Origin of the sequence: Microterricola viridarii, from assembly GCF_900104895.1 — a bacterium.
GTDB classification, from domain to species: Bacteria; Actinomycetota; Actinomycetes; order Actinomycetales; family Microbacteriaceae; genus Microterricola; species Microterricola viridarii.
Genome location: NZ_LT629742.1, coordinates 3510771 through 3536895, shown reverse-complemented (window position 1 = coordinate 3536895; position 26125 = coordinate 3510771). Strand labels below are relative to the sequence as shown.

General features: G+C 68.6%; 22 protein-coding genes and 1 tRNA gene. 11 read left to right on the top strand and 12 right to left on the bottom strand.

From position 1 onward, the window contains the following. Positions 1 to 19: 19 nt before the first annotated feature. Positions 20 to 1552, bottom strand: a complete 1533-nt coding sequence (locus tag BLT62_RS18375; protein ID WP_269457789.1) for a chitinase — start codon at positions 1550 to 1552, stop codon at positions 20 to 22. 206 nt (positions 1553 to 1758) lie between these two features. Between BLT62_RS18375 and BLT62_RS16245 the strand changes: the two genes are divergently transcribed. Then, positions 1759 to 4044 (top strand): glycosyltransferase family 2 protein, encoded by a 2286-nt coding sequence (locus BLT62_RS16245; protein ID WP_083364998.1) that lies wholly within the window; start codon positions 1759 to 1761, stop codon positions 4042 to 4044. On the opposite strand, the gene BLT62_RS16240 is transcribed toward BLT62_RS16245, so the two are convergent. The 5 genes from BLT62_RS16240 to BLT62_RS16220 form a co-directional block, all read right to left on the bottom strand. After that, complete coding sequence (locus BLT62_RS16240; RefSeq protein WP_083364997.1) at positions 4041 to 4847, bottom strand: response regulator transcription factor; 807 nt, start codon at positions 4845 to 4847, stop codon at positions 4041 to 4043. The genes BLT62_RS16245 and BLT62_RS16240 overlap by 4 nt on opposite strands. Positions 4848 to 4934: 87 nt before the next feature. Then, complete coding sequence (locus BLT62_RS16235) at positions 4935 to 5504, bottom strand: hypothetical protein (RefSeq protein WP_083364996.1); 570 nt, start codon at positions 5502 to 5504, stop codon at positions 4935 to 4937. Beyond that, a complete protein-coding gene (locus BLT62_RS16230; RefSeq protein ID WP_083364995.1) occupies positions 5501 to 6106 on the bottom strand; it encodes a hypothetical protein in 606 nt (201 codons plus the stop codon). The genes BLT62_RS16235 and BLT62_RS16230 overlap by 4 nt, the downstream gene beginning before the upstream one ends. Beyond that, positions 6103 to 6684 carry a signal peptidase I gene (locus tag BLT62_RS16225; protein ID WP_083364994.1) on the bottom strand — a complete coding sequence of 194 codons (582 nt, stop codon included), beginning with the start codon at positions 6682 to 6684 and terminating at the stop codon, positions 6103 to 6105. The genes BLT62_RS16230 and BLT62_RS16225 overlap by 4 nt, the downstream gene beginning before the upstream one ends. A 93-nt stretch (positions 6685 to 6777) precedes the next feature. Further along, entirely contained in the window at positions 6778 to 7302 is a 525-nt protein-coding gene (locus BLT62_RS16220; RefSeq protein WP_083364993.1) for a hypothetical protein, read from the bottom strand. Between the two features lie 292 nt (positions 7303 to 7594). On the opposite strand from BLT62_RS16220, the gene BLT62_RS16215 reads away from it, so the two are divergent. From BLT62_RS16215 to BLT62_RS16180, 8 genes are all read left to right on the top strand, one after another. Continuing rightward, a complete protein-coding gene (locus BLT62_RS16215; RefSeq protein WP_083364992.1) occupies positions 7595 to 9073 on the top strand; it encodes a malate:quinone oxidoreductase in 1479 nt (492 codons plus the stop codon). An 86-nt stretch (positions 9074 to 9159) separates the two neighbouring features. Continuing rightward, the gene (locus tag BLT62_RS16210) at positions 9160 to 10212 is read left to right on the top strand and encodes an Rv2578c family radical SAM protein (protein WP_083364991.1); all 1053 of its coding nucleotides are present in this window, start codon (positions 9160 to 9162) and stop codon (positions 10210 to 10212) included. A 57-nt stretch (positions 10213 to 10269) separates the two neighbouring features. Next, complete coding sequence (locus BLT62_RS16205; protein ID WP_083364990.1) at positions 10270 to 11004, top strand: helix-turn-helix transcriptional regulator; 735 nt, start codon at positions 10270 to 10272, stop codon at positions 11002 to 11004. After that, positions 11004 to 11648 (top strand): thymidine kinase, encoded by a 645-nt coding sequence (locus BLT62_RS16200; RefSeq protein WP_083364989.1) that lies wholly within the window; start codon positions 11004 to 11006, stop codon positions 11646 to 11648. Before BLT62_RS16205 ends, BLT62_RS16200 begins: the two co-directional genes overlap by 1 nt. 65 nt (positions 11649 to 11713) lie before the next feature. Continuing rightward, positions 11714 to 12406 (top strand): response regulator transcription factor, encoded by a 693-nt coding sequence (locus tag BLT62_RS16195; protein WP_083364988.1) that lies wholly within the window; start codon positions 11714 to 11716, stop codon positions 12404 to 12406. Next, the gene (locus BLT62_RS16190; protein WP_156786401.1) at positions 12399 to 13661 is read left to right on the top strand and encodes a sensor histidine kinase; all 1263 of its coding nucleotides are present in this window, start codon (positions 12399 to 12401) and stop codon (positions 13659 to 13661) included. Before BLT62_RS16195 ends, BLT62_RS16190 begins: the two co-directional genes overlap by 8 nt. Beyond that, positions 13658 to 14731: a hypothetical protein gene (locus BLT62_RS16185; RefSeq protein ID WP_156786400.1), complete on the top strand. Its 1074-nt coding sequence runs from the start codon at positions 13658 to 13660 to the stop codon at positions 14729 to 14731. The genes BLT62_RS16190 and BLT62_RS16185 overlap by 4 nt, the downstream gene beginning before the upstream one ends. Positions 14732 to 14780: 49 nt before the next feature. Next, the gene (locus tag BLT62_RS16180) at positions 14781 to 15542 is read left to right on the top strand and encodes an HAD-IIB family hydrolase (RefSeq protein ID WP_083364985.1); all 762 of its coding nucleotides are present in this window, start codon (positions 14781 to 14783) and stop codon (positions 15540 to 15542) included. On the opposite strand, the gene BLT62_RS16175 is transcribed toward BLT62_RS16180, so the two are convergent. The 4 genes from BLT62_RS16175 to BLT62_RS16160 all read right to left on the bottom strand — a co-directional run bounded on the left by BLT62_RS16175 (position 15539) and on the right by BLT62_RS16160 (position 19896). Then, positions 15539 to 16009: a VanZ family protein gene (locus BLT62_RS16175; RefSeq protein WP_172829734.1), complete on the bottom strand. Its 471-nt coding sequence runs from the start codon at positions 16007 to 16009 to the stop codon at positions 15539 to 15541. The genes BLT62_RS16180 and BLT62_RS16175 overlap by 4 nt on opposite strands. 137 nt (positions 16010 to 16146) lie before the next feature. Next, positions 16147 to 16220, bottom strand: a tRNA-Pro gene (locus BLT62_RS16170). Between the two features lie 77 nt (positions 16221 to 16297). Then, positions 16298 to 17278, bottom strand: a complete 981-nt coding sequence (locus tag BLT62_RS16165) for a metallophosphoesterase (protein WP_083364983.1) — start codon at positions 17276 to 17278, stop codon at positions 16298 to 16300. Beyond that, positions 17278 to 19896 (bottom strand): transglycosylase domain-containing protein, encoded by a 2619-nt coding sequence (locus tag BLT62_RS16160; RefSeq protein ID WP_083364982.1) that lies wholly within the window; start codon positions 19894 to 19896, stop codon positions 17278 to 17280. The genes BLT62_RS16165 and BLT62_RS16160 overlap by 1 nt, the downstream gene beginning before the upstream one ends. A gap of 108 nt (positions 19897 to 20004) precedes the next feature. Here BLT62_RS16160 and BLT62_RS16155 point away from each other — a divergent pair, with 108 nt between their 5' ends. Both BLT62_RS16155 and BLT62_RS16150 read left to right on the top strand, forming a co-directional pair. Beyond that, positions 20005 to 20232 carry a hypothetical protein gene (locus tag BLT62_RS16155; protein WP_083364981.1) on the top strand — a complete coding sequence of 76 codons (228 nt, stop codon included), beginning with the start codon at positions 20005 to 20007 and terminating at the stop codon, positions 20230 to 20232. 12 nt (positions 20233 to 20244) lie between these two features. Continuing rightward, positions 20245 to 20715: a RidA family protein gene (locus tag BLT62_RS16150; RefSeq protein ID WP_083364980.1), complete on the top strand. Its 471-nt coding sequence runs from the start codon at positions 20245 to 20247 to the stop codon at positions 20713 to 20715. 82 nt (positions 20716 to 20797) lie between these two features. Here the strand turns inward: BLT62_RS16150 and BLT62_RS16145 are convergent, their stop codons facing one another. Together BLT62_RS16145 and acs are read right to left on the bottom strand one after the other, a co-directional pair. Beyond that, the gene (locus BLT62_RS16145; protein WP_156786399.1) at positions 20798 to 23578 is read right to left on the bottom strand and encodes a cell wall-binding repeat-containing protein; all 2781 of its coding nucleotides are present in this window, start codon (positions 23576 to 23578) and stop codon (positions 20798 to 20800) included. A gap of 135 nt (positions 23579 to 23713) precedes the next feature. After that, entirely contained in the window at positions 23714 to 25663 is a 1950-nt protein-coding gene (gene acs, locus BLT62_RS16140; RefSeq protein WP_083364978.1) for an acetate--CoA ligase, read from the bottom strand. Positions 25664 to 26125 lie beyond the last annotated feature (462 nt).

The window sequence follows — 26125 nt, the reverse complement described above, 5'->3', positions numbered from 1 at the left end:
ACCGGCCGGGCGCGCGGGCCTAGCCGGCGGCGGGCGGATCCGTCGCGAGTGTGGCGAGCACGGCCGCGGCGTCCAACGGCAGCCACGGCGAGCTGTCCGGCTCGGTCTCCGCCGCCTGCGGGCTGTCGCCCTGCGTCCACCACTTCGCCTCGTAGGGGAGCCCGTCCAGAAGAACTCTGGCGCCCTTCTCGTAGACGGTGCTTCCCGACCACTCCGGCAGCGTCCCCGGCTCCAGCGTCGGCACGGGGATCGGAGTCTCTCCGGGCAGAACCGGGCCGATCAGCGTCCACGGCGTCTCGAACGACTGGAGCACGGGGTTGTCCGGCACCTCGCCCTTCGTCCACCACTTGGCCTGGTACACCTTGCGGTGCCAGACCACCTTGCTGCCCTCCCGGTAGGAGACGTCCGCGTCCCAGATCGGGTACGGGCTGGTCTTCGGGTCGTCGGTGAGGTCCTGCTCCGCCAGCGGCTCCGACTCTGTGACGACACCCGAACCGGAGTCCGGGGTTCCCACGAGGCCCGCACCCAGCACGGCGGAGAAGCTCGATTCGCCGATGTCCACCCCGCTGCACGCGTCGGAGACGCGCGTCACGTCGTCGTAGTTGGGGCCACAGGTGGCGTCACGGTTGGAGGACCACATCGAGAGCCTCCCGACCCGCTGGGCGAGCGCGAAGGCGTTCAGCTGGGCGGCATCCTCGAGGGTGAAGATCTCACCGCGGATGTCGTTCTGCCCGATCATCGGCGTCGCGCCGAGCTTCGCCCACAGGGTGGCATCGGTGAGGTGCAGCGAGGCGCGGTCGTAGAGCACGCGCAGCTGCCGCTGGGTGGAGGTCAGCGCGGCCTCCGCGGCGTCGCCCATCGACTGGTTCTTCGCCTTGCTCTGGCCGTAGTCCATCGTCATGATGTTCACGCCGGTGAGGTCCACACCGGCCGCCAGGGCGTCGGCGATGATCGTGGTGCCGTCGGGCGAGAGACCGTCGGGCGTGACCGGCAGGGTGAGCCAGACGGCGAGCGGGGAACCGGCGGCGGCGCGCTCGGTCTGCAGCGCCGCGATCGCGCTGGCACGGCGGGCATTGGCCTCCGTGTTGCCGAGCGCCTCGCCCTCGATGTCGAGGTCGATCGCGTCGAGCTCGTACCGGTCGAGCACGCTCGCATAGGCCTTCTTCAGCTGTGCCGTGTTCGTGCAGGACACGGCAAGCTCGTCGTTGAGCTGGCCGCCGAAGGAGACCATGGCCTCCCCGCCCTGCTGGCGCAGGCGGGCGAGCCTGCGGTCGAGATCCAACTGGTCCTTCGCCTCGTCCAAGGTGTACGCGCCACCCCAAGTCGGGGTACACGGCTCGTCCGGCGAGGCGACGACGAAGGAGAGCACGACGTTCTTGTCGGCGTCGCTGCGCGGCTGCTCGAAGCCGAATTGCGGGGTTGCCGTCACATCGACGTAGCCGGCGAACCAGGCCGCGCGCGTCGGCGTCGTCTCGTTCTCGAACCACTTCCAGCCCTGAAATCCGGCGAATACAAGGCCGGTGAGCACGCCGATCAGGATGGTGAGGCGCACAAGGGAGAGACGCCGATCAGGGAAACGCCGGGACACAAGACCTCGCAAGTGGGTGGTGCGGGAGGGCCCCGCCATGATGATGAAGCGCGGTGGCTGCTGTATGCCACAACGCCTATGCTCCCATAGCGTCGACACCGCTGTCGGCCCGGCTGCTCTATCCTTCAAAAAGACGGCGGAGTCGGAATCAGGCGGAATTGACCGGAGCAATGACAACTCAAGAGCAGCAATCACGCACGCGCAGGCGCCAGTGGGGATCGGAACGGCGCTCGGAGCCGCTCTCGATCATGCACCCCCGGCCCAGCGTGCGGAAGGTCATGTGGGGCCGCATCGCGATCCTCGCCACCGTGGTCTTCTGGGCGATCTACGTGGTGACCACGATCATCCGACAGTTCATCGAGAGCAGCGGCGGATTCCGTTTCACGATGGAGGCCGTCGGCTACCTGATCGTCGTCACCTTCCTGACCTTCTCTGCACTGATGTACCTGCTGGCCAGGCAGGGTGCGCTCTACCGCTTCCGGGCCCACGTGCGGGTGCCGCGCGCCGAGCTGGACCGGCACTTCCGCGACTACGACAGCGCAGTGACCGTTTTGGTCCCCTCCTATGCGGAGGAGCCCGCCGTCGTGCGCGGAACCCTCTGGTCAGCGGCCCTGCAGGAATTCACCAATGTGCGGGTCGTGCTGCTGGTCGATGACTCCCCGAACCAGAAGGACCCGGCCGCCCGGGCCCGGCTGGATGCGACGCTGGCCCTGCCCGCTCAGATCGAGGAGGCGCTGGAGGGGCCGCGGTCCAGGTTTGCCGGGGCGCGGGAGGCGTTCGCCGCCGAGCGCGCGGCCGGCGTCGTCGTCGAGCGGCGCCACATCGAGAACCTGGCCGGCGACTATGAGGCCGCCGCGATCTGGCTCGAGGACATGGCCGAGAACGAGCCGATGGAGGACCACGTCGATGAGTTCTTCATCGACCAGGTGTTGATGGGCCTGGCATCTGAGTTGCGGCTCAGCCTGCTCGCGCTGCGCGCATCGCTCGACCAGGCGTCCTACCCTGACGCGGATCGAGTGCTCGAGCTACAGCTCCGACTGGAGCGCACCTTCACGGCGAAGCTCACCAGCTTCCAGCGCAAGAGCTACGCGTCGCTGTCGCACGAGGCGAACAAGGCGATGAACCTCAACTCGTACATTTCGCTGATGGGGCGCGATTGGCGTGAGGAGCACACGGCGGGCGGCGTCATCCTGCGCCCGGTCGAGGATGCGGCCGACGCCGACCTGATCGTGCCGGACACCCCTTACCTGCTCACGCTGGACGCCGACTCCCTGCTGCTGCGCGACTACTGCCTGCGTCTCGTGTACTTCCTGGAGGAGCCGGGCAACGAGCGCATCGCGGTGACCCAGACCCCGTACTCCTCGTTCCGGGGGGCGCCGACGCGCATCGAGCGCATCGCCGGTGCCACCACCGACCTCCAGCACATCCTGCACCAGGGGATGAGCCATTACGGCGCCACCTTCTGGGTCGGCGCCAATGCCGTCATCCGCAAGCAGGCGATCGAGGACATCGCCGAGGTGGAGAGCGTCGGCGGCTTCGAGATCACCACCTACGTGCAGGACCGCACCGTGATCGAGGACACGGAGTCCAGCATCGACCTGGGCACTCACGGCTGGACGCTGATGAACTACCCGGAGCGCCTGAGCTACTCGGCCACCCCACCGGACTTCGGCTCCCTCATCGTGCAGCGGCGCCGCTGGGCCAACGGCGGCCTGCTGATCCTTCCGAAGCTGTGGAACCAGGTGTCGGAGCGCCGCTTCCGCCGTGAGCGCGTGCTGGCGCGCGAGCTGTGGCTGCGCGTCAACTACATGGCCTCCATCGCGTGGGCCAGCTTCGGTCTGCTGTTCCTCCTGGCCTACCCGTATGACAGCCGGCTGCTCTCGCCCGTCGTGTTCCTGGCCGCGCTGCCGTACTTCCTCGCGATGGGCAGCGACCTGCGCGACTGTGGGCACCGCTTTGGCGACATCTTCCGGATCTACGGCTTCAACCTGGTTCTGCTGCCGGTCAATCTCGCCGGGGTGGTCAAGTCGCTGCAGCAGGCGATCACGGGGGAGAAGATCCCCTTCGTGCGCACGCCGAAGGTGAAGGACCGCACCGCGGCGCCGGCGATTTACGTGATCGTGCCCTACCTGATCATCGCGTTCTCCGTGTTGACCTTCGCGCGCGATCTGCAGGCCCACAACTGGGGCAACGCCCTGTTCGCCGCATTCAACGCGACGCTGGCGGCCTACGCGACGTGGATGTACATCGGCGTCCGCAACTCCATCGTCGACGTCTGGCTCGCGCTCCTGAACTGGCTGTACGTGGACAAGAAGAAGGCACCGGTCGCGGCGCCCCTGCTCGTCGACCCCAGCAAGCCCGTCGACTGGTCGTCGATCCTCTACCACGGCGACCGCAGGCTCAACCGCGACCTGCGTCGCAAGGGCGACCGCCGGCGCCGGGTCGGGGTGCGCTAGCCCTCTTCGCGCGCGGTGAGGCGGTACCCGACCCCGCGGACCGTCTCGATCCAGCGCGGCGTGGAGGGGAAGTCCCCGAGTTTGCGGCGGAGGTTGGCCAGGTGCACCTCGATGGCGCGCTTGTCGGCCTCGCTCACGTAGAAAGCGGAATCCTCTGTGCGCAGCAGCCCGGCGAGCTCTGTCTTGCTCCGCACCCGCCGGCCAGAGCTCAGCAGCGCCTCGAGCAGATTGAACTCGGTGCGGGTCAGCTCGATGTCGGCGTCGTCCAGGCGCACGCGGCGCTCGGCCGAGCTCAGGCGGAGCCCGCGGTGCTCGCGCCAGTCGCCAGATCCCTCGGTCGTCGCTGTTGCGGGCCCGGCGTCAGGGCCGCTTGGGCGGGCGGCGTCCGCTGCACCGGCTGCTTCAGCACCGGTCGACTCAGCACCGGCACGGGGTCGGCGCAGCATTGCTTCGATGCGGGCGCGCAGCTCGCGCGGGCGGAACGGCTTCGTCACGTAGTCATCGGCGCCGGCCTCGAGGCCCTGCAGGGTGTCGATCTCCTCCGCGCGTGCGGTGAGCATGATGAGGTAGGTGCTGCTGAACGCCCGGATCTGCTTGGCGGTCTCGAAACCGTCGATGCCGGGCATGCTGACGTCGAGCGTCGTGACGATGGGGTTGTGCTCGCGCACTGCGTTCACCCCGTCGGCTCCGTTGCCGGTGAGCACAGTCTCGAACCCGGCCTGCTCCAGCACCGTGGCCAGGAGCTGCCGAATATCAGCATCGTCCTCAATGACAACGGCAATGCGACTCTCCGTTGAATACACCTGCGCCCCCGCTCGTGACTGACCGCATGCGCGGTTGCGTCAACATCGTAGCCGAGGCCTTCTGAAATATGGCGGAGGACGCCCCTGCTAGCACTGCCAGCCGAGAATGTGTGCGTCACCGCTGAAGTTGAGGGTGTTCACCGCTTCGGGGGAGGTGATCTCAATGGATGCAGGCACTTTGTCGCCCTTCTTGCATGCAAGTGGGAGTTTGAACTCGACGGTTCCCGTGTCGCCGTACACGGCGATCGTGGTGGTCCGCCGGAATTCAAAGATCTGGTTCGCGCCGCTGGTGACGGGAGTCCCGAACAGGGACCATCCGGAAGGAATGGTCATGAGTGCTTGGTTGCCGAGAGCCGCTGTTGGGACAGTGGCCTTCAGGCTCAACGTATTGACAGGGGCGCCTGAACTGGTGTTCGGCTTCTGGTTGGCGACTTGCACGCGCAGAATCATGACGGGGCCCGAATCAGACGCCACAGTGCCCACGTCCAATCTCAGCTGAGCCTGCGCGACCGCCCAGGTGCCCGAGGTAGCGGGCGCGCTGAAGTTGACGGAGTCCGTCCATGCTGCGGACGTCAACACGACGGCCTGCTGCAGGCCGAGCACAAGCATGAGGGAGCCGAAGATCGCGCCGAGGGCGGCGAGGGTGCGCTTGTTCACTTGGTGCCTTCCTGATCGTGCTCACCGACGGGGCGGCGCTTCGCCGCGATGACGGCGCGCGGCCACATCACCGCCAGCGTTCCGAGCGCGAGAACGGCGACCGCCCACGGGGCGAGCGTCGATGCGATGCTGCCCGTCGAGGCGAGGCCATTTCCGCCGCCGGCGTCGAGCACTGGATCGGCCGTGCTGTTCAAGGTCAGTCGGCCGAGGGCGGTGCCGCTGCCCTGTTCGGAGACGGTGACGGTCACGCGCACAGATTGGGGGCCTGCAGGCACCGCGACAGGCTTGGGCAGGCTCGCCGTGGGAACGCACGCTCCGGTCTTGTCGCAGACCTCGAACTCGATCGTGGCGGAGCTCAGGATGCCGGTGCGCTCGACCCAGGTCAGGGAGTCGAGTTCGCCGGCGCGGGGGATCTCCAAAGTGATCGTCTTGGAGACCGGGGTGTTCGGCTGCAGCTCGGTGAAGTCGAGGGCGACCGGGATGGGGATCTCGGCGGCGTGGCCGGCACTGGCGCCAGCCACGGCGAGGCCGGTCGCAATGCCGAGTATCGCGAGTGCGGATGCCGCGCCACGGACGGCTGTGCGGCGGGGGTGCAGCTTCATGCTCGTGCCTCCGAGTTCTCGGCAGAAAGGGGGAGTGGGTCGTCGCTCGCCTCGTTCGTGGAGGCCGGCTGCTCCAGGGAGCTGGCGCCTTCTGAGCGGGGAAGCAGACTGAGCCCGACGAGGGCGAGAACGGTGACGGTGAGGGGGATCACGACTCCGGGCTTGGAGACGGTGGCAAGGACATAGCCGCCGCCGGTGATCTGGGCAGACGGCACCAGGACGGACCCACTCACCAGATAGTCCTGACTGTCGGGGAACACATTGTTGTCGCCCTGCATCCGCACCACATACTCGCCGGCGGTGCCGGATGGTGTGACCTCGATGACGCGGTGGGTGACCATCTTGCCGGTCAGTGTCGACGGGAGCGTCGTGACGTCGCCGACGCGGAGCTCAGCGGCATCCTTCTGCGTCGAGAACAACAGGTCGCCGGTCATGATGCCCGGCTCCATCGAGCCGGAGACGACGATGAGGGGTTGCACGAGGCCGGCGCTGTTGGCAAGCCACAGGGCCCCGGCCGCGACACCGAGCGCCGCGAGGATCCAGAGCACGATGTTGCCGAGTGAACGCAATGCGCGCATGGAGTGCTCCTTCCGAACGGCGTGGACAAAATCGGGGGACTGGCTGAGCCTGCGGAGACTCGCGGAGTCTCGGCAGGCTCAGCCAGCGGTGGGCTAGGACGAAGCGCCCGTGACCTGAACGGTGATGGCGCCGCTCTTGCCCTGGTAGCTGTTGGCCCAGACCGACGGCGCCGTGACCGTGACGGTCAGGTCGAGCTCAGCGCCCGGTGCCAGCGGCGTCGCAGCAGTGATGCTCGTGATCGAGGCCGTTGCCGGGGTGCCCCCGGCGAAGAGGTCACCCGTTGCCGACAGCGATGCCGGGCTCAGGTACGCCGTGAGCGTGCCGGCATTCTTGACCGTGATGACCGCGGTCTTGGTGTCGCCGGGGGTCAGGTTGGCGAATGCCGTGGAGGGGATGGCGATGGCGGTGCCGGAGGTGTCGCCCTCGACGAATGTGCCACCGGCGTACTTGCCCTGCAGGTTGAACGTCATCGTGGACGCAGACGCGGAGAAGAAGACGTTGTCGGTCCAGGCGGCCGTGGTGGCCGCGGCGCCGATGCCCACCAGTGCGAGGCCGGCGAGGGAGAGGCGGATGGCGGTGCTGCGCTTGGTGCGCTTGGAGGAGGTGCTGGCAGTCATTCGGCTTGCCTTTCTGGGTTCGGCGAGGGCGGCTGAGGGCCCGTGTCTCGCTAGAGGTCGGTTAGAGCCGAGGAGCGGGGTGGGCCCTCCCACCGTCACCCCCCGACTGTGGGCACCACGCTAGGGAAGCCTCCTCAGCGCGCCCCAAAGTTCGCCTCAAGACTGCAATCGGCGCACTTGAGGATCGACAGAAGGCCGGATTCCTGCGGCGTTTCCCAAAGTTTCACCCGCGAACTGGGGGCGGGTGCACCGCCGGTCAATCGCACAGTTTTGCCCCGGTAGACTGACATTCGTGAATTCTGAGACACCTGTCGACGTCGTTCTCATCGGTGGCGGCATTATGAGCGCCACCCTCGGCGCCTTGATTAAGCAGCTGCAACCCGACTGGACTGTGCGGGCGTATGAGCGACTCGGCGAGGTGGCCCAAGAGAGCTCCAACCCGTGGAACAACGCCGGAACCGGCCACGCCGCGCTCTGCGAGCTCAACTACATGCCGGCTGCGCCGGATGGCAGCGTCGACGCCAGTAAGGCCGTCAGCATCAATGAGCAGTTCCAGATCAGCCGTCAGCTCTGGGCGCACCTCGTGGAGACCGGCGCGCTGCCGGAGCCGCACAACTTCATCAACGTCGCGCCGCACATGACCTTCGTCCGCGGCCAGTCGAACATCGACTACCTGCAGAAGCGCTTTGACGCACTCAAAGACCAGCCGCTGTTCCAGGGCATGGAGTTCAGCACCGACGCCGAGAAGATCGGCGAGTGGACCCCGCTCATCACGAAGAAGCGCAATCCGAAGCAGAAGATCGCGGCCACCCGCATCGAGGCGGGCACCGACGTCGACTTCGGCGCGCTGACTCGCTACCTCTTCGACGACGTCGTCAAGGGCGGCGGCGAGGTGCACGTGAACCACCAGGTGACCGGCATCAAGCGCCAGAAGGACGGCCTCTGGAAGCTCAAGCTCAAGCACCTCGTGGGCAACACTCCCTCCCAGGTCACGGCCCGCTTCGTGTTCGTGGGCGCGGGCGGCGGCGCGCTCGCCCTGCTGCAGCAGAGCGGCATCCCCGAGATCCGCGGCTTCGGCGGCTTCCCGATTTCCGGCCAGTTCCTGCGCACCACGAACCCCAAGGTCGTCGCGCAGCACCAGGCCAAGGTGTACGGCAAGGCCGCCGTCGGCGCCCCGCCGATGTCGGTTCCGCACCTCGACACCCGGGTCGTCAACGGTGAGTCGGCGCTGCTGTTCGGCCCGTACGCCGGCTTCACGCCCAAGTTCCTCAAGACGAGCACCTGGTTCGACCTGCCGTTCTCGATCCGCTGGCACAACATCGGCCCGATGCTCGCGGTCGCCTGGCACAACTTCGACCTCGTCAAGTACCTCGCCGGCGAGCTGACGGCCGGCCGCCAGAAGAAGCTCAAGGCGCTGCAGGAGTTCATGCCCACCGCCAAGATGGAGGACTGGGAGCTCATCACCGCCGGCCAGCGCGTGCAGGTGATGAAGAAGGATGCCAAGAAGGGCGGCGTGCTGCAGTTCGGCACCGAGGTCATCACCGGCGCCGACGGCAGCATCGCCGGCCTGCTCGGTGCCTCGCCGGGCGCCTCGACCGCCGCGCCGATCATGCTCGACGTCCTGGCCCGCTGCTTCCCCGCGCAGATGAAGGGCTGGGAGCCCAAGATCCGCGAGATGATCCCCAGCTACGGCACCAAGCTCTCCGACAACCCGGAGGCCGCGGCGGCCTCGCTCGCGGCAACCGCGAAGGTTTTGAACATCCCGGCGTAGTCTTCGCGCCGCGGCCGCGGCTCAACACGTTCGACAGATTCGAACACATATTCGCATTTCATGCGAATGTGTGTTCGAATTGTCGTATGAGGTGGAGCGCGCAAGAACTCGACGTTGAACAGCCCTCGACCCTGCCGGGGCTCGCCCGGCTGAGCAATCTGGTGCGCTCCGTGCAGACGCCGGAGTTCGCCGGCATGACCTTCCACGAGGTGCTCGCCAAGTCGGCGCTGAACAAGGTGCCGAGCCAGAGCGCGATGCCGTTCGAGTGGACGATCAACCCCTATCGCGGCTGCTCGCACGCCTGCGTGTACTGCTTCGCACGGCCGACGCACAGCTACCTCGACCTGAACACCGGCGAAGACTTCGACCGCCAGCTGATCGTCAAGACGAACATCGCCGAGGTGCTGCGCGCCGAGCTCCGCAAGCCCAGCTGGCAGCGGCACCCGGTGGCCCTCGGCACGAACACCGATCCGTACCAGCGGGCGGAGGGCCGCTACGCCCTGATGCCGGGCATCATCGACGCCCTGGCAGCCAGCGGCACACCCTTCAGCATCCTCACCAAGGGAACCCTGCTGCGCCGCGACCTGGCGAAGATCGCGGATGCCGCGCGCACCGTGCCCGTCAGCATCGCCATGTCGATCGCCATCTATGATGACGCCCTGCAGCAGTCGATCGAGCCGGGCACCCCTGGCACGACGGCGCGGCTGGCGACGGTGACGGCGGTGCGCGAGGCCGGCCTGAACTGCTCGGTGTTCTTGATGCCGATTCTGCCCTTCCTCACCGACACCAGGGCCCACCTCGACGAGGCGCTGCGCCGGGCGCACGCGGCCGGAGCCAGTTCCGTCGTCTACACCGCGCTGTTCCTGCGGCCCGGCGTGCGGGAGTGGTTCATGCACTGGCTCGGTGAGGAGCACCCCGAGCTGCTTCCGCGCTACACGCAGCTCTACGCGGGCGGCGCCTACGCCCCGAAAGAGTACCGGCGGTGGCTCGCCGACCGCATCGAGCCGCTGATCCGCGCGCATGGCCTGCTGCGCGGTGAGACCTCGGCAGCGACGGGCGGCGTCGCCCTGCCCGGCGCCATCCGGGCGAAGCCCGCCTTCGCCGCACCGCCGGCGGAGCCGGAGCCGACGCTGTTCTGAGCGCCCGGGGCTGCTCGGTCGTGCCGGACGCCCCCAAACTGCGACTAAAATTCAGTTATGACCAGGATCGACGCCCCGGGCGGTACGCGGCGCTCGGCCGCATCCACTCGGCCGATCCGCATCGGCATCTGCGACGAGCGCGTGCTCCTGTTGGACAGCATCGCGGCGTGGATCATCGAGAAAGCACCGGAGTTCGACGTCGTCGTGCGCGCCGAGAGGTGGATCGATCTCGTGCGGAACGAGAACTTCCCGACAGCGCTGGTGCTGATGGGGGAGGCGCCAACGGAGCAGGTGTCGTTGGAGGCGCGCATTCGCACCTGCCGCGCAGCCGGGGCCCGGGTGATCGTGATGAGCGCCCAGGACACGGAGGGCGCCGCAGAGCGCGCCGTGGCAGCCGGAGCGGTCGCCTTCCTCTCCAAGGCCGACTCGATGGAGACGTTCCACGCCGTCGCGCGGCAGGCCATGGGGCTCGACCCGCGCGAGCCGGTGCCGGCCGACGCGCCGGCGACCGGCCGTGTCGCGGCAGCTGCGGGAGCGGGTGCGGGTGCTGCGGCATCCGAGGAGGCAACCGAGATCATCCGGCCCAAGCTCAGCCCGGGCGAGCTGGAATCGCTGCGCCTCTACGCCGCCGGCAACACCACGGCGGCCGTTGCGCGGCTGATGAATGTGAAATACGAGACGGCCAAGACATACTTGAGACGCGTGCGCGAGAAGTACGCCAGGGCAAACCGGCCCGCGAGTCGGCGCGCCGAACTCATCATTCGAGCCGCTGAGGACGGGTATCTGCAGTAATGGCCAAACTCTACTTTCGCTACGGCGCCATGAATTCTGGCAAGAGCACCGCGCTCTTGCAGGCCGCATACAACTACGAGGAGCGCGGCCACGCCGTGCTGCTGGCCAAGCCGGCCGTCGACACCAAAGGCGATCTCGGCATCCTCTCGCGGCTCGGCTTCAGCCGCAGCGTCGACTTCGTCTTGGCCCCGGACGCCGACACGCTCGGCCTCGTGCAAGAACACCGCCGCCGGGTGCTGGAGGCGACGAACCGCGATGTGAGCTGCCTGCTCATCGACGAGGCACAGTTCCTCACCGAGGATCAGGTCGACGACCTACTGCGCATCGCCGTGCTCGAGGGCATCCCGGTGCTCGCCTACGGCATCCGCACCGACTTCCAGACCGTCGCCTTCCCCGGGAGCCGTCGCCTGCTCGAGGTCGCGCACAGCCTCGAGGAACTCAAGACGATCTGCCGCTGCGGGCGCAAGGCCGTCTTCAACGGCCGCAAGATCGGCGACCGCTATGTCTTCGACGGCGCTCAGGTGGCCATCGACGCCACGGACGCCGTCAGCTATGAATCGCTCTGCGGCTCGTGCTACCTCCAGGAGTCCCACGGCATGCTCAACGGGCGCGCGCAGCGCGCGGCGATCAGCTCGGCCGTCTGAGCGAGTGGCCCCGTACGAGGGGGAGGGGAACCTCCGCCCGTGCGGTAGCTTGTCTCTGAGGACAAATGAGCACCTTCCGCGTAGCACTCGTCGACGACCACGAAATCGTGGCCAGGGGTTTTGCCGATCTCTTCGCCAGCACCCCGGGAATCTCGGTGATCGCCCTCGCGCGCACCGTCGATGAGTTGCTCGAGCTGCTGCAGCGCACTGCGCAGCCGGCCCCGGACCTCGTGATCCTCGACCTGCGCCTGGCCGACGGGTCCACCCCCGCACTCAACGTGCGCCGCCTGCGCGAGGCCGGCTCCGCCGTGCTGGCGTTCACGGGCGGCGACGACGCCTCCTTGGTGCGCTCCGCCGCGCACAGCGGCGTGCTCGGCGTCATCCGCAAGTCTGAGCCGACGACGGTGCTGCTCGACGCCGTGCGGCAGGCGACGGTGGGCGAGCCGGTCGCCTCCACCGAGTGGGCGGCGGCCCTCGACGGTGATCCAGAGCTCTCCGACGCCGGCCTGAGCGCGCGGGAGCGCCAGGTGCTCTCGCTCTACGCGGCCGGGGCGAAGGCCCCGCTCGTCGCCGCGACGGCGGGGGTCACCGAGTCGACGGTGATCGACTACATCCGCCGCATTCGCTCCAAGTACGAGCGTGTCGGGCGGCCGGCGAGCACCAAGGTCGACCTGTACAAGCGTGCCCTGGAGGACGGCATCCTGCCCGTCCCCGGTGGTCGGAGCACTCTGCGACCCGCGGTTGCAGACGGTGACTGAGTACAGTCCACCGGGGGCGTTCCGCCCGTCCAGGCTGCGGCTGCACCCGGGCCCGACGCACCTGCGCCTGATGCGGATGACGGCCGGAGCGGTCGGCCTGGCCGGCCTGGTCTTCGGAATCCTCGCGATCGGGCCGTTCGTCGAACAGCACCAGCACGAGATGCGGCCCCTGGCCGTGCTGAGCTTCGCCGTGCTCGTCGGCCTTCCGGTGGCTATCGGGCTGTGGGGCAGCTGGGCGCCGCTGCCCGTGCTCATGACGCTGGCCGCGCTGGAATCCGTTGTGCTGCCCCTCGTGCTTGTCGCCTGGCCGCTCACCCACGGCGACGCGAGCATCCAATCTGACGGCATCCCGTGGCCGCTTGGCATCTCTGCGCTGCCGATCGTGTGCCTGGCCCTGATCGCGCGGGGCGCGTTCGTCTGGGGCTACCTCGGGCTGATCGGGGCGCTCACGGTCTACGTCATGTTCGTCTCCAACGGGGCGGAGGAGGCGCTGCTGCTGGCCGTCCAGACCGGGTTGTACGCGGCATCCTTCTCGTCGATCTTCGTCGGACTCGTGCTCGTCGGGCTGCAGAGCGCCGAGCGGCTGGACCTCCTGCAGGCGGGGGAACGGGTTGGCGCTGCCCGCAACGCCGCCCGAGCGGCCCGTGAGGGGGAGCGCGCACGATTCGACGGGCTCATCCACGACGGCGTGCTGTCGACGCTGCTGATGGCCGGCCGTGCAGACCAGCTGCACGGTGACCACGTGCGACAGGCGAGGAACACGCTGGCGCAGATGGAACGCATCGCGAGCGGCACAAGCGCCACCGGCGTGCTGTCGGCGGAGCGCGTGATCTTCGAGATGCGCAGGCTTGCGAGTCAGCACTCTGTGCACTTCGTCGTCGAGGTCGGTGAGGAGACCACCATCGATGACCTCCGGCTGCCGGCCGAGGTCGTCGAGGCGCTGCTCGCGGCCGGTGGTGAGGCGATGCGCAACTCCAACGCGCACGCCGCGGGGCGCCAGAGTGGCGTCTCCGCACTCCGGCAGCCGCCCCGCCGGGTCGAACGCCGCGCCGAGCTCTGGCTCCATGCGGATGTCGTGGTCCTCGGCGTCCGTGATGACGGCGTCGGATTCGACCCGGAGCGGGTGCGCCCGGAGCGCATGGGCGTCGCTCGCAGCATCGTCGGGCGGATGAACGAGGTGCAGGGCGGCTATGCCGTTGTCGACTCGCGACCGGGGCGGGGCACCCTGGTCACGCTCGGTTGGCTCCGACGATGACGGCGTTGCGGGGTCTGCGCTCCGGCTCGACACCATCCGCACCATCGGGCGATCCCCGGCGCGAACCCGCTGCCCGCAGCTTCGTAGACGTTTCCAGCCTGCTCATGCTGCACGGTGCGCACGCGTCCGTCATCCTCGTGCTCTTCCTCGTCACACAGGCGCTGCTGGCTTTTGCCAGCGAGTCGAACGCGCCGTGGGCGTCCGCCCTCGCATTCGCGCCGCTCGCAGTTGCCGCAATCTGGGTGATGCAGCCGGCAGCCGACCCGTTTCCGAGGCCGTGGTGGGCCGGCATCCTCGCCCTCTGCATCGGAACCGTGGTGGTGCAGAGCGTGCAGCCGCTGCCGCCAGGGGCGCCCCTCTACGCGACGTGGCACCTCGGGGCCGTCACCACGGTGCTCCTCATGCTGATCTTGCGCGGGAGGGTGCTCGTCGGCTGGGTGGGATACCTGGGCATGGCGGCCGCGACGCTGGCGTGGACCAGCGCGACCGGCCACGGCCTCGGCGGCGGCCTCGACCTGCTGGTGCGCCATGCCGCGACGCTCGTCATCGGCACGGCGATCTACTTCGGGCTGCGCAGCACCGCCCGGCGCATCGCGGAGTTCAACCGACGCAGCCTGCTGGAGGCGGCCGCCGTGGCCACCGCCCAGGCCGCGGAGGAGGAACGATTCGAGCAGGTCGCCCGCCTGGACCAGCTGGCGCGGCCCATCATGGAGCGGGTGGCCAGCGGCGCCCCGCTGAGCGCAGCCGAGAAGCGCGAGTGCCTGCTGACCGAGGCATCCCTGCGCGACCTGGTACGTGGCCGCACGCTGGCCGTTCCCGACGTGCTCGCCGCGGTCAACGCGGCACGGGCGCGCGGGGTCGAGGTGACCCTGCTGGACGATTCCGGCGGCACGGGCGACCCGACGGCGGTCGCGGCCCTGATCACGCGGGAGCTGGGCGAGCTGCGGGCCGGCAGCCTGACGGCGCGTCTGCAGCCACCGGGGCGCAGCGAGTTGGCGTCGATCGTGATCGCCCCCGCCGAGGGCGCGGCGCGCATCCTCGTCGTCGAGCACGACGGGCGCGTGCGCTAGGTGGGGCGGGCGCGATGCCGCTGCCCGGCGCGGCTAAGCTGGGGGAACCATGACTACTCAGCTCGTAGCCTTTGACCTTGACGACACCCTGGCGGCATCGAAGTCGCCGCTGGAACCCGAGATGGCGGCCGTGCTCCTGCGCCTGCTCGAGGTGGCCGAGGTGTGCATCATCTCCGGCGGCAACTATGCCCAGTTCCAGAACCAGGTTCTCCAGGTGCTCGACATCGACGACGAGCAGCTCCTCGCGCGCCTGCACCTGATGCCGACCTGCGGCACACAGTATCTGCGCTTCGAGCAGGGTGCCTGGGCGCAGCGCTACGCCGAGGTCCTGAGCGATGACCAGAAGGCGCGCGCGCTGGAATCGGTGGAGCGCAACGCGCAGGCGCTCGGCTACTGGGAGAGCGACACCTGGGGCCCGATCCTGGAGGACCGCGGCTCGCAGATCACCTTCTCGGCCCTCGGCCAGCAGGCCCCCGTCGAGGCCAAGGCCGCGTGGGACGCCGACGGCGTGAAGAAGGGCGCGCTGCGCGACGCCGTCGCCCTGGAGCTCCTCGACCTCGAGGTGCGCTCCGGCGGCTCCACCTCCATCGACATCACCAAGCGCGGCGTCGACAAGGCCTACGGCATGAACAAGCTCGTCGAGGCCACCGGCATCCCGCTTGAGGACATGCTCTTCATCGGCGACCGCCTCGACGAGGGCGGCAACGACTACCCGGTCAAGGCGATGGGAGTGAGCTGCATTGCCGTGCACGGCTGGCAGGACACCGTCGGCGTCGTCACGGGCCTGCTCGAACAGCGCTTCGCGGCCTAGCCGCTGCTGCCGCCGGTTGCGCTGAGCCGCGTGCTGCGCGGCCGGGAGGCGGCCCTGGGGCGCCTTCTGAGGCGCTCCCAGGCCAGGAACAATCCCACGCCGACTGCGGTGCCCACCGTGTTCGCCAGGAGGTCTGTGGGGCTCGCCACGCGTGTGGGCAGCCCGGTCTGCACGAGTTCGATCAGGCAGCTGGACGCCAAGCCGGTTGCGATGACGAGCCACGGATGCCAGTGCGGGGCGCTCAGGCTGAGCAAGACCCCGAACGGCACGAACAGGGCGATGTTCGCCGTGAACTCGAGCACGCCGTAGCCGAGCTCGAACGGCACGCCCCAGGCCTCGATGGTGTGGGCGACGAGCGCGACGATGCCGGTGGCCCGTTCCGCGTCGTCGCCAGGGGCGAAGACGATCCAGGCCAGCGCGGCCAGATAGACGGCGAACACGCCCCATCTCACCGCCGCTGCTCGCACGATCCGAATATACGCGATCCCGGCGGGAGGGTCGCTGGCCGGGCGCTCAGCGCTGGTGGCGGCCTGGCTGGCACACAAAAAACAGGGCTGGCACACAAAAAAGAGGACCAGGGCCGAAGCCCTGATCCTCTTGTATGTCGGGGTAACAGGATTTGAACCTGCGACCTCGTCGTCCCGAACGACGCGCGCTACCAAGCTGCGCCATACCCCGATGACCCGAGAGTCATAGTCGCTAACGACCTCAATAAGAATACCCGATTTTTCTGGGTGCTCTGACCACTGGCCCGGTCAGGGAGCGGCGACGAGGGTGAGCAACGTCGCCTCCGGCGGGCAGGCGAAGCGCACCGGGGCGTAGATGGAGGTGCCAAGACCCGCGGAAACATTGAGGAACGCGGTGCGCAGACCGTGCTGCCAGAGGCTCAGGCCCTTGACCTTGTCGCGCGGAATATCGCAGTTGGTCACCAGCGCGCCGAAGCCGGGAACACAGACCTGACCGCCGTGTGTGTGGCCAGCGAGGATTAGCTGGGCACCGTGGTTCACAAAGGAGTTGAGCACGCGCTGGTACGGCGCGTGCATCACGCCAATGGTGACGGTCGGGCGGAACGCCCCGGCATCCGGCCCAGCGGGCCACTGCTCGTCGAACAGCGGGTCTTCAGCGCGCAGCTCGTCGATGGCCCCGGTGATCAGCTCGAGCTTGTCGTAGCCGCGGTGCGGGTCGTCGACACCGAAGAACTCGAGGTGAGTCCCGCGGATGTCGAGCGCAGCCGCCTTGTTGTTCAGATCGACCCAGCCGAGTTCGTCGAACACGCGGTGCAGGGCATCGATGTCGAGGTGCGCGACCTTGCGGGGCACGCCGGAGGGACCGCCGAAGTAGAGCAGCGGATTCTTCGGGCTGGGCCCGAAGTAGTCGTTGGAGCCGTTGACGTGCACGCCGGGGATGCCGCGGAACCGCTCGAAGGCGCGGGCGATGCCGCTGATGCCGTCTGGGTGGCCGAGGTTGTCGCCGGTGTCGACGATGAGGTCGGGCTCCAGATCGGCGAGGCCCCGCACCCAATCCTGCTTGTCGCGCTGCCAGGGCGCCATGTGCAGGTCGGAGAGGTGCAACACCTTGAGCGGCTCCGAGCAGGCCGGCAGAACGGGCACGGTGACCTCACGGAGGGTGTACCGCTTGCGCTCCACCAGCGAGCCCCATGCGAGGGCGGCGAGTCCCGCTGCGGCGACCACCGAGGTGGCCACCGCAGCGGACCGGGAGAGCGCGCCGGAGGGCACTAGTTGTTGCCCTCTCCGGCGCCGTTTCCGTTGCCGTTGTTGCCGTTGTTGCCCTTGTCCTCGAACTTGCCGACCGTCAGGGTCACGTTCTGGCCGGACTTGACCGGGCTGCCGGCCGCCGGGTCGCTGGCGATGACCTTGCCGTCCTGCTTCTTGTCGGTCACGGTCTGCTCAGACTTGCTGACGCTGAATCCGCCGAGCGAGTTGCGGGCTTCGTCGAAGCTCTTTCCGACGACGTTGGGCAGCAGCACCATCTGGCCGTTGCTGGTGTTCACGGTGACGACAGAGCCGCGGGGAGCCTCGCCGGCCGGGTTGGTGCCGGAGACCTGGCCTGCGGGCAGCTCGGAGTCGGCGGGGCCGCCATCCTCGAAGCCGAAGCCTGCGCCCTCGATGAGCTTCCGTGCCTCGTCCAAGCTCTTTCCGCGCACATCGGGCACCGCCGCATAGACCGTCTTCAGCGCCGAGCTCGGCGGCTCGGGGAAGGCGTCTCCGCCGTACTTCGCGTTGGCAACGGACATCACGGCCGGCCACATGTAGTGGCGGAGCACGGCGGCCTGCGTGTCGTTGAAGTAGGTGCGACGCAGGTTGACGTGGCCCGAGGTGTTGAACACGCCGGCGACGGTGGCAACCTTGGTGCTTGCGCCGCTCATCCAGGTGGCCTCGTTGTCGTCGGTGGTACCCGTCTTGCCGATCATCGGAACCCAGGTGTCGACGCGGTTGGCCGAGGACGAGCCGGTTCCGCCGCTCATGACCTTCTGCATGGCGTAGGCCATGCCGGAGGTGACCTCCGGCGCGACGGCCTGCGCGCAGTCGCCGTTGGGGATCTTCAGCTCGGAGCCGTCCTTCAGCGTGACCGGGGTGCCGTCGCGGTGCGTGATGCTGGCGATCGCGTTGGGCTTGCAGACCACGCCGTTCGCGGCGATGCTCGCGAAGGCGTTGGCCATCGTCAGGGGGGCGATCTCCTCGGTGCCCAGCACGGTGCTCGCGCTGTAGCCGAGCGGGTCGCCGTTGGCGCGGTGCACGCCGAACGATTCCGCGGTGGACTTGATGCCGCAGAGGTCGAGCTGCTTGGCCATCGCGATGAAGCCGGTGTTGACAGAGCTCGTCGTGGCGCTGAGCGCGGTGTAGGTGCCGCCGTTGCCGCCCTCGTCGTTACCCGGGGCGTATCCGGGGTAGCTCTCGGTGCCGCCGGGCGCGCAGCTGGCGCGGAAGGATCCCCAGTCGCTGCGCTTGCGGCCGTCGATGCTCTCGTTGAGCGAGTGGCCCTCCTTCAGCCATTCGCCGACGGTGAAGACCTTGTAGGTCGAGCCCGGCTGGAATCCGAGGGATCCGCCGTACTCAAAGTCGGTGTTGTAGTTGATGGCCGAGTGGTCGGGGTTCTGCTCGAGAACCTCACTGTCCTGGCTGTAGATCTTGTTCTGCGCCATGGCGAGGACCTTGCCCGTTCCGGGCTCAACGCTCACCATCACGCCTCCGACATCGATGCCGTCGGCTGAGAACGGCACGTAGTTCGCGATGGCGTTCTCGGATGCCACCTGGAGGTCGAGGTCGAGCGTCGTGATGATCTCCATGCCACCCTGGCGCAGCAGCGCCATGCGGTCGTCCTCTGTCGCACCGAAGGCCGGGTCGTTCTCGATGATCTTGGTGACGTAGTCACAGAAGTAGGCAGAGCCGCCGGCCGTCTGGCATCCGGTGCTCGGCTGGACGATGTTGGGCGTGATGGGCGTGTTGTACGCGACGTCGTACTGCTCCTGAGTGATCTTGTCGTGCTGGAGCATCTTGTCGATGATGTAGTTGCGGCGTTCGAGGGTCTTCGCGTAGCCGTTGGCTGCGCCGTTCTCCTCGCTGTCGGGCCGGTCGAGGCGCAGGTTGTCCGGGTTGTTGACGATCGCGAGCAGAGCGGCCGACTGCTCGATGTTGAGCTCGGCGGCGCTCACGCCGAAGTAGTACTCCGCCGCGGCCTGGATGCCGTAGACACGGCCTCCGAAGAGGGCGATGTTCAGGTAGCCGAGCAGGATCTCGTCCTTGGAGTACGTCTTCTCCAGGGTGATCGCGTAGCGCATCTCCTTGAGCTTGCGGTCCGGGGACTCCTTGGTGGCCTCTTCGTAGGCCGCCTGCTTGTCCTCTTCGGTCGTGGCCTTGCTCATGTTCGTCTCGATGAGCACGTTCTTCACGTACTGCTGCGTGATCGATGAGCCACCGCGCACGTTGCCGCCGGGAACCAGGTAGCCGATCGTCGCTGCGACGGTTCCCTGCAGGTCGACGCCGCCGTGCTCGTAGAACCGGGGGTCCTCACCGGATATGGCTGCGTCCTTGGCGAACTGGGAGACTTGATCCCAGCCGACGGACTGGCGGTTCTGGTCGTAGAACGTCGCAAGGTGGACCTGCTCACCCTCTCCGTTGAGGGCGTAGATGTTGGAACTCTCGGCGAGGTCGGTGATCTCCAGGTAGCCGGGCAGGTTCTCGAACATGTCGATGGTGCCGTTTGCTGCGACGCCGGTGAGGGCGATGGCTGGGGTCACTGCTGCGGCAACAAGGACACCGGCGACGGCGCTCATACCGATGAAGCCGAGGAACCCACCAAGGGCGCGACCGGCCGTACGTTTTTGCTCAGACATATAGTGGAGCCTAAGGCGAAAAGCTGAAAAACCACCGTAGCGGGCCCGCGCGTGACACGCTCGAGCCGCTCGGAGACCCCGCAAACCCCCGTTCTGAAAGGCATCTCCATGCTTCGCTGGGAATACATCACGACGCCGCTCATGATCCACAATACGGCCGCGATCCTCAACAATTGGGGCTCGGAGGGCTGGGAGTTGGTGCAGGTCGTCACCGGCCCAGAGGGCGGCCTCGTTGCCTACCTCAAGCGCCCCGTCGGCGGCGAGGCCTCCGCCGCTGCGGCAGCAGGGGCCGCTGCCGCCAGCGCGGCTGCCGCGGCATTCGAGAACAACAACTAAAAGGAGCACCGCATGTCACAGATCGAGTCCCGCCTGGCTGAGCTGGGCCTGGTGCTTCCGGATGTCGCCCCTCCCGTCGCGGCCTACGTGCCCGCCGTGGAGCACGGTGACCTCGTCTTCACCTCCGGCCAGCTGCCGTTCGTCGCGGGTGCGCTGCCGGCCACCGGCAAGGTCGGCGACGGCCATGGGCTGGTTCCCGCCGCCGACGCCAAGGAGTACGCCCGGCTGTCGGCGCTGAACGCCCTCGCCGCCGTGCGCGCGCAGATCGGCTCGCTCGACCGGGTGACCCGCATCGTCAAGGTCGTCGGCTTCGTGGCATCCGACCCGTCGTTCACCGGCCAGCCCGGCGTGATCAACGGCGCCAGCGAGCTGCTCGGCGAGGTGTTCGGCGACATCGGCGTGCACGCGCGCTCCGCCGTCGGCGTTGCGGTGCTTCCGCTGGACTCGCCCGTCGAGGTCGAGCTGATCGTCGCCTTCGCGTAACCCAGACACGCCACGAGGGGCGGATGCCGGGTGAACCGGCATCCGCCCCTCTGCTGTCTCTGCCTGCCTGTCGGGGCCGCGCTCAGCAGCGGGTGAGCTTCTCCACGGCGGGCGTCAGCACGCTCGTCCCGCCGATGATGACGACGCGGCTGGTTCCCCAGGCCGAGATCTTGTCGACGACTTCGCCCGGCACACAGTGGCCAGGGATCACGTAGAGCGGTCCGGCGGTCGCCCCGGCGATGGCGGCGCCGGCGAGGGCGTCGGCGAACCCGCCGCCGGTCGCGAGGTAGACGACCTTCGGGTTGCTGAACGTCGACGCGTTCACGGCTTGGCTGGTCGTGTACCGGTCGGCCCCGGCGTGACGCGTCACCGCGAACTTGCTCTGCTTGAGCGCCGCCTCGATTCCGACGCTCACCACGGCGGTGCCGCCCGCGATCGCGAGCTTCGTCGGCTTCAGCCGGTTCAGAAGCGCGCTGGTTCCGCGGTCAACGCCGGGGCGCGCCCCGTCCAGCAGAACCACTGGGACGCCGCGGCTGCCCGCCACGGCCGCCGCCGAGAGGGCGTCGGGGAAGTTCGCGCCGGTCGCCAGCCAGCTCTCGCTCACCGTTCCGGGGAACGCGTCGTCGATGATCGCCTGCGCCGTCGCGTAGCGGTCGGCACCGGCCAGCCGCACCGTGTTCTTCTGCAGCGCCTTGAGCTGCTTGACCACGGCGTCGCTCAGGACACTCGGGCCGCCGACCACGACGATGCGGGCCGGCTTGAGCCGCTGGATCTCGGCCTTGACCTGTTCTGTCAGGCCGCCGGCGGGGGTGAGCAGCAGCGGCCCACCGAACGTCGCGGCGGCGGGTGCGGCAGCCAGCGCGTCAGGGAAGTTCTCGCCGGTCGCGACATAGACGACATCCGCAGTGCCCGGATAGCCCTGCTTGGAGATCGCAACGGCCGTCGCGTAGCGGTCGGCGCCGGCGACTCGCTGCACGACGGGGCCGGTCACGGCGCTGGTCTCCGGGGTGGTGCGTGCCGTCGGCACATAGCCGGCGCGGGTGAGGGTCACCGTCGCGGAGAGCTTCGCCCCGACGTCGCCCAGTGTCGGCGTGTACCGGTTGCCCGTCGCCCCGGGGATGGCGGTGCCATTGCGCCGCCACTGGTAGCTCGTGCCCGTCGCGGCCGGGCTCGCGGCACCCGGCGTCACGGTCAGGGCCGTGTCGAAGCGCGCGGTCGCCGCGGAGAGCCGCGGGTCGCCGACGCTGCCGAACGGGTCTGCCTTGTTCAGCTGGATGCTGAGGGTCACGGCGGCCGCCGTGGCGCTCGTGATCGAGACGGACACCCCGTTGTTCGCCGTCGCGAACTTCTCGCCGCTGTCCAGCAGGTAGTTGCGCTGCCCGCCCGCGGTCGGAAGAGGCGCGAGCACACGGCTGTCTGGCCCGAGCCCGGTGCCCAGGCGCAAGATGCGCACGCCGGGCCCGTCGCCAGCGGGGCTCGTGTAGAAGCCGCCGGCGTCGATGCCGGTGCCGTTGCGGAACTCCACGTAGTAGACGCCGCCGTCGCGCGGGTTCACCAGGCGGATGCCGCGCACACCCGAGCCGGCGGAGGCCGGTTGCAGGGTGACGCTGTGGTTCTCCGACCAGGCGGACGAGGGCAGCACCAGATTGGCCAGCGACGCCGCGTTGAGGAACCCGAGGCTCGCCTTGTGCGCGACGTTGAGGGCCGTGATCTTGTCGGTCGTGTAGCACTGGCCGCCGCAGACGGCGAGCCCGCCGGCCATGATGTCGTAGTAGTCGTTGTACTCATAGTCGACGCAGCCGTTGCTGTATCCGCTGCCGGCCGGGATGCCCTCGACGATGGTGGAGCCCGCGCAGCTGTGGCTGTTGGAGTGGCCGAGGCCGAAGTTGTGGCCGAGCTCGTGCCCGACGATCGATGCGGCGTCCGGGCCGGCGACCGAGTTCCAGCTGAAGCCGCCGGTGTGCACGCCGCCGCCCACGGTGCCGAGGCCGAAGCCGGCCCCGCAGCCGGGCGCGGTGCCGGGCGTCGCGATCGTGACGAGGTGCCGTCCCTGACCGCTCGCGTAGTAGCCGATCGGATCGGACTGCCCGAACGCCTGGGCCGCGGCGACCCAGGCGCCCTCGGCGTTGCAGGGGTTGGCGACGGCAATGCGCTTGATCGGCGTCGACCGCGTGATCTGGGGGATGGCGCCCTGGGACTGGCCGGCCCAGTAGCCGCTCAGCTCGGCGACGAGGGCATTCACCTGGGCGTCGGTGAAGTACCCGGTCGCGCCGACGCTCGGGCCGACGATGGCGACGTCGACGCTGTGCGCGCGAGCGGGGACTGCTCCGGCCACCACCTGCTCGCGGGAAGCGACGTCAAGCCCCGTGTCGGTGTCGGCGCTCGGGGTGATCTCCGCCGTCACGGCGGCAACGGGCAGCTCGGCGGCCATGCTCTGGGCGAGCAGCTCCTGGCCGAGCACGGACTCGGCATCGACCGGCTCGTCGGCTGCCGGAGCCGGAAGCCCCTCCGACTCCTCCGCCTGAACATCGTCGAGGGCGGCGTCGAGCGCGATCACCCCGGTGAACTGGTCGCCGGTGCGCACCTCGGCGGGGTCGACGCCCTGCAGCTCGACGAGCGCGCCGTCTGGGGCCTGCAGCAGCACGGCCGGGCCGACATCCGGCTGCTCGGAGATGACCACGGCGAGCGACCCCGTGATGGCGAGCTCGGTTCCCGCGTCACCGGCAGCCGCAGGCGGCGTTGGCGCGTCTCCGCCCGGTTCGGCGAACGCGGCCGGTGCGGTTGCGCCGACGGTGATGGTCGCCACGGCAACGGCCAGGGTGAGCCATCGCCGGGGCCCGGCGGGGAAACGAGTCTGGGTCATTGGGGGTCCTCTCACGGACTCGAATTCCACCATGCGCGCCGTTGCGCACTGGGTCGTTATTACCACGCGCCATTCGGCGAAAGCAAGGGGCGGATGCCGGCAGCTGCCGGCATCCGCCCCTCTTCAGTCACAGAACTAGCGCACCTTGGAGGTGATGATCTGCATCACCGCGGTGTCAGCGAGCGTGGTTGTGTCGCCGATCTCTCGGCCCTCGGCGACGTCGCGCAGCAGGCGGCGCATGATCTTGCCGGAGCGCGTCTTCGGCAGCTCGTTGACGATGAACACCTCGCGCGGGCGGGCGATCGCGCCGATCTGCTGGGCCACGTGCGCGCGCAGCATGGCCGAGATCTCGTCGGGGTCGGTGACCTCGTCCTGGTGGCTCTGCTTCAGGATGACGAAGGCGACGACCGCCTGGCCGGTGGTCTCATCGGCGGCGCCGACGACGGCGGCCTCCGCGGTGAGGTGGTGGGCGACGAGCGAAGACTCGATCTCGGCGGTGGAGAGTCGGTGGCCCGAGACGTTCATCACGTCGTCGACCCGGCCGAGCAGCCAGATGTCGCCGTCCTCGTCGAGGCGGGCGCCGTCGCCGGCGAAGTACTTGCCCTGGAACTTGTCCCAGTAGGTCTCCTTGAAGCGCTCCGGGTCGCCCCAGATGCCGCGCAGCATGGCCGGCCACGGCTCGTTGATGACGAGCAGGCCGCCGCCCTCCTCGAGCTTGTTACCGTCGTCGTCGAGCACCTCGACCTCGATGCCGGGGATCGGAACCTGCGCGGCGCCGGGCTTGAGGTCGGTGAGGCCGGGCAGGGCAGAGATCATGATGGCGCCGGTCTCGGTCTGCCACCAGGTGTCGACGACGGGGATCGAGCCGCCGCCGATGACGTGGCGGTACCAGATCCACGCCTCGGGGTTGATGGGCTCGCCGACGGAGCCGAGCAGGCGCAGCGAGCGCAGGCTGAACGCCTGCGGGATCTGGCGGCCGAGCTTCATGAAGGTGCGGATGGCGGTGGGCGCGGTGTACAGGATGGTCACCTTGTACTTGTCGATGATCTCCCACCAGCGGCCCTGGTGCGGGGTGTCCGGCGTGCCCTCGTAGATCACCTGGGTGGCGCCGTTGGCGAGCGGGCCATAGACGACATAGCTGTGGCCGGTGATCCAGCCGATGTCGGCGGTGCACCAGTACACGTCGCGCTCGGGGTGCAGGTCGAAGACGTTCTTGTGGGTGAACGCCGCCTGGGTGAGGTAGCCGCCGCTGGTGTGCAGGATGCCCTTGGGCTTGCCGGTGGTGCCGGAGGTGTAGAGCACGAACAGCGGGTGCTCGGCGGGGAAGCCCTTGGCGACGTGGTCGGCGTCCACGGCGGCGAGCTCGTCGTGCCACCAGAGGTCGCGCCCCTCCGTCCACTGCACCTCGTTCTCGCCGCGCTTGACCACCAGCACGTGGTTGACGGTGCTCAGGCCGTCTTCGAGGGCCGTGTCCACGGCGTTCTTCAGCGGGAAGACCTTGCCCTTGCGCCATCCGCCGTCGGCCGTGATGACGACCTTCGCCTCGGCATCGTCGATGCGGGCGCGCAGGCTGTCGGCGCTGAAGCCGCCGAAGACGACGGAGTGCACGGCGCCGATGCGGGCAACGGCCAGCATCGAGATGACCGCCTCCGGGATCATCGGCAGGTAGATGGCGACGCGGTCGCCCGAGCGCACGCCCAGGGCGGTGAGCAGGTTCGCGGCCTTCTTGACCTCGGCGGTGAGCTCGGCGTAGCTGTAGGAGCGGCTGTCACCGGGCTCGCCCTCGAAGTGCAGGGCGATGCGGTCGCCGTTGCCGGCCTCGACGTGGCGGTCGAGGCAGTTGTAGGCGACGTTGAGCTCGCCGTCGTCGAACCACTTCGCGAAGGGCGGGTTGCTCCAGTCGAGGGTCTGCGTGAACGGCTTGTTCCAGTGCAGCAGCTCGCGGGCCTGCGTCGCCCAGAAGCCGAGCCGGTCGGCCTTGGCGTCGGTGTACAGCGATTCGCTGGCGACGGATTGCGCCGCGAACTCGGGGCTCGGCCGGAACCGGCGGATTTCTTCGAGGCTGGTGTCGATCTGGACGCTCATTGGTGAGTCCCGCTCCTTTGCGTTCCGGCTCCGGCGGCCGGTGGATATGTCGTTCCGGTGAATCAGCCGTTCCGCTGCATTCAATCGGCAGACTAGCTGCCCTGTGCGACATTACACTTTTCGCCGATGCGCAAACGTTATGCGGCTCGGTGAGACGCCGGGCGGTGGCATTCCGTCGGTGAAACGACGCGCGAGTTCGCGTCCGCCTCGCCGGCGAGGCGGACGCGGGAATCGCCGCTCCCGGGCGCGCCGCCGTGAATATTCTGAGGGTTTCTTGGCTGAGAGCTTTGCGCCACCGGGCGGGACTCTGGCGGAATTCCGGGGTAGTCTCGCTCGGGTGGCGAGAAGGCGCCCCGTGCCGCATGTTCTGGGGGCACCCATTTGTGTTGCAAATTCGCCCCGGACGCGTACACTGAGATACGTCCTGCGCAAGTAGAGACCGCAGTGCCCACGATTCCCCCC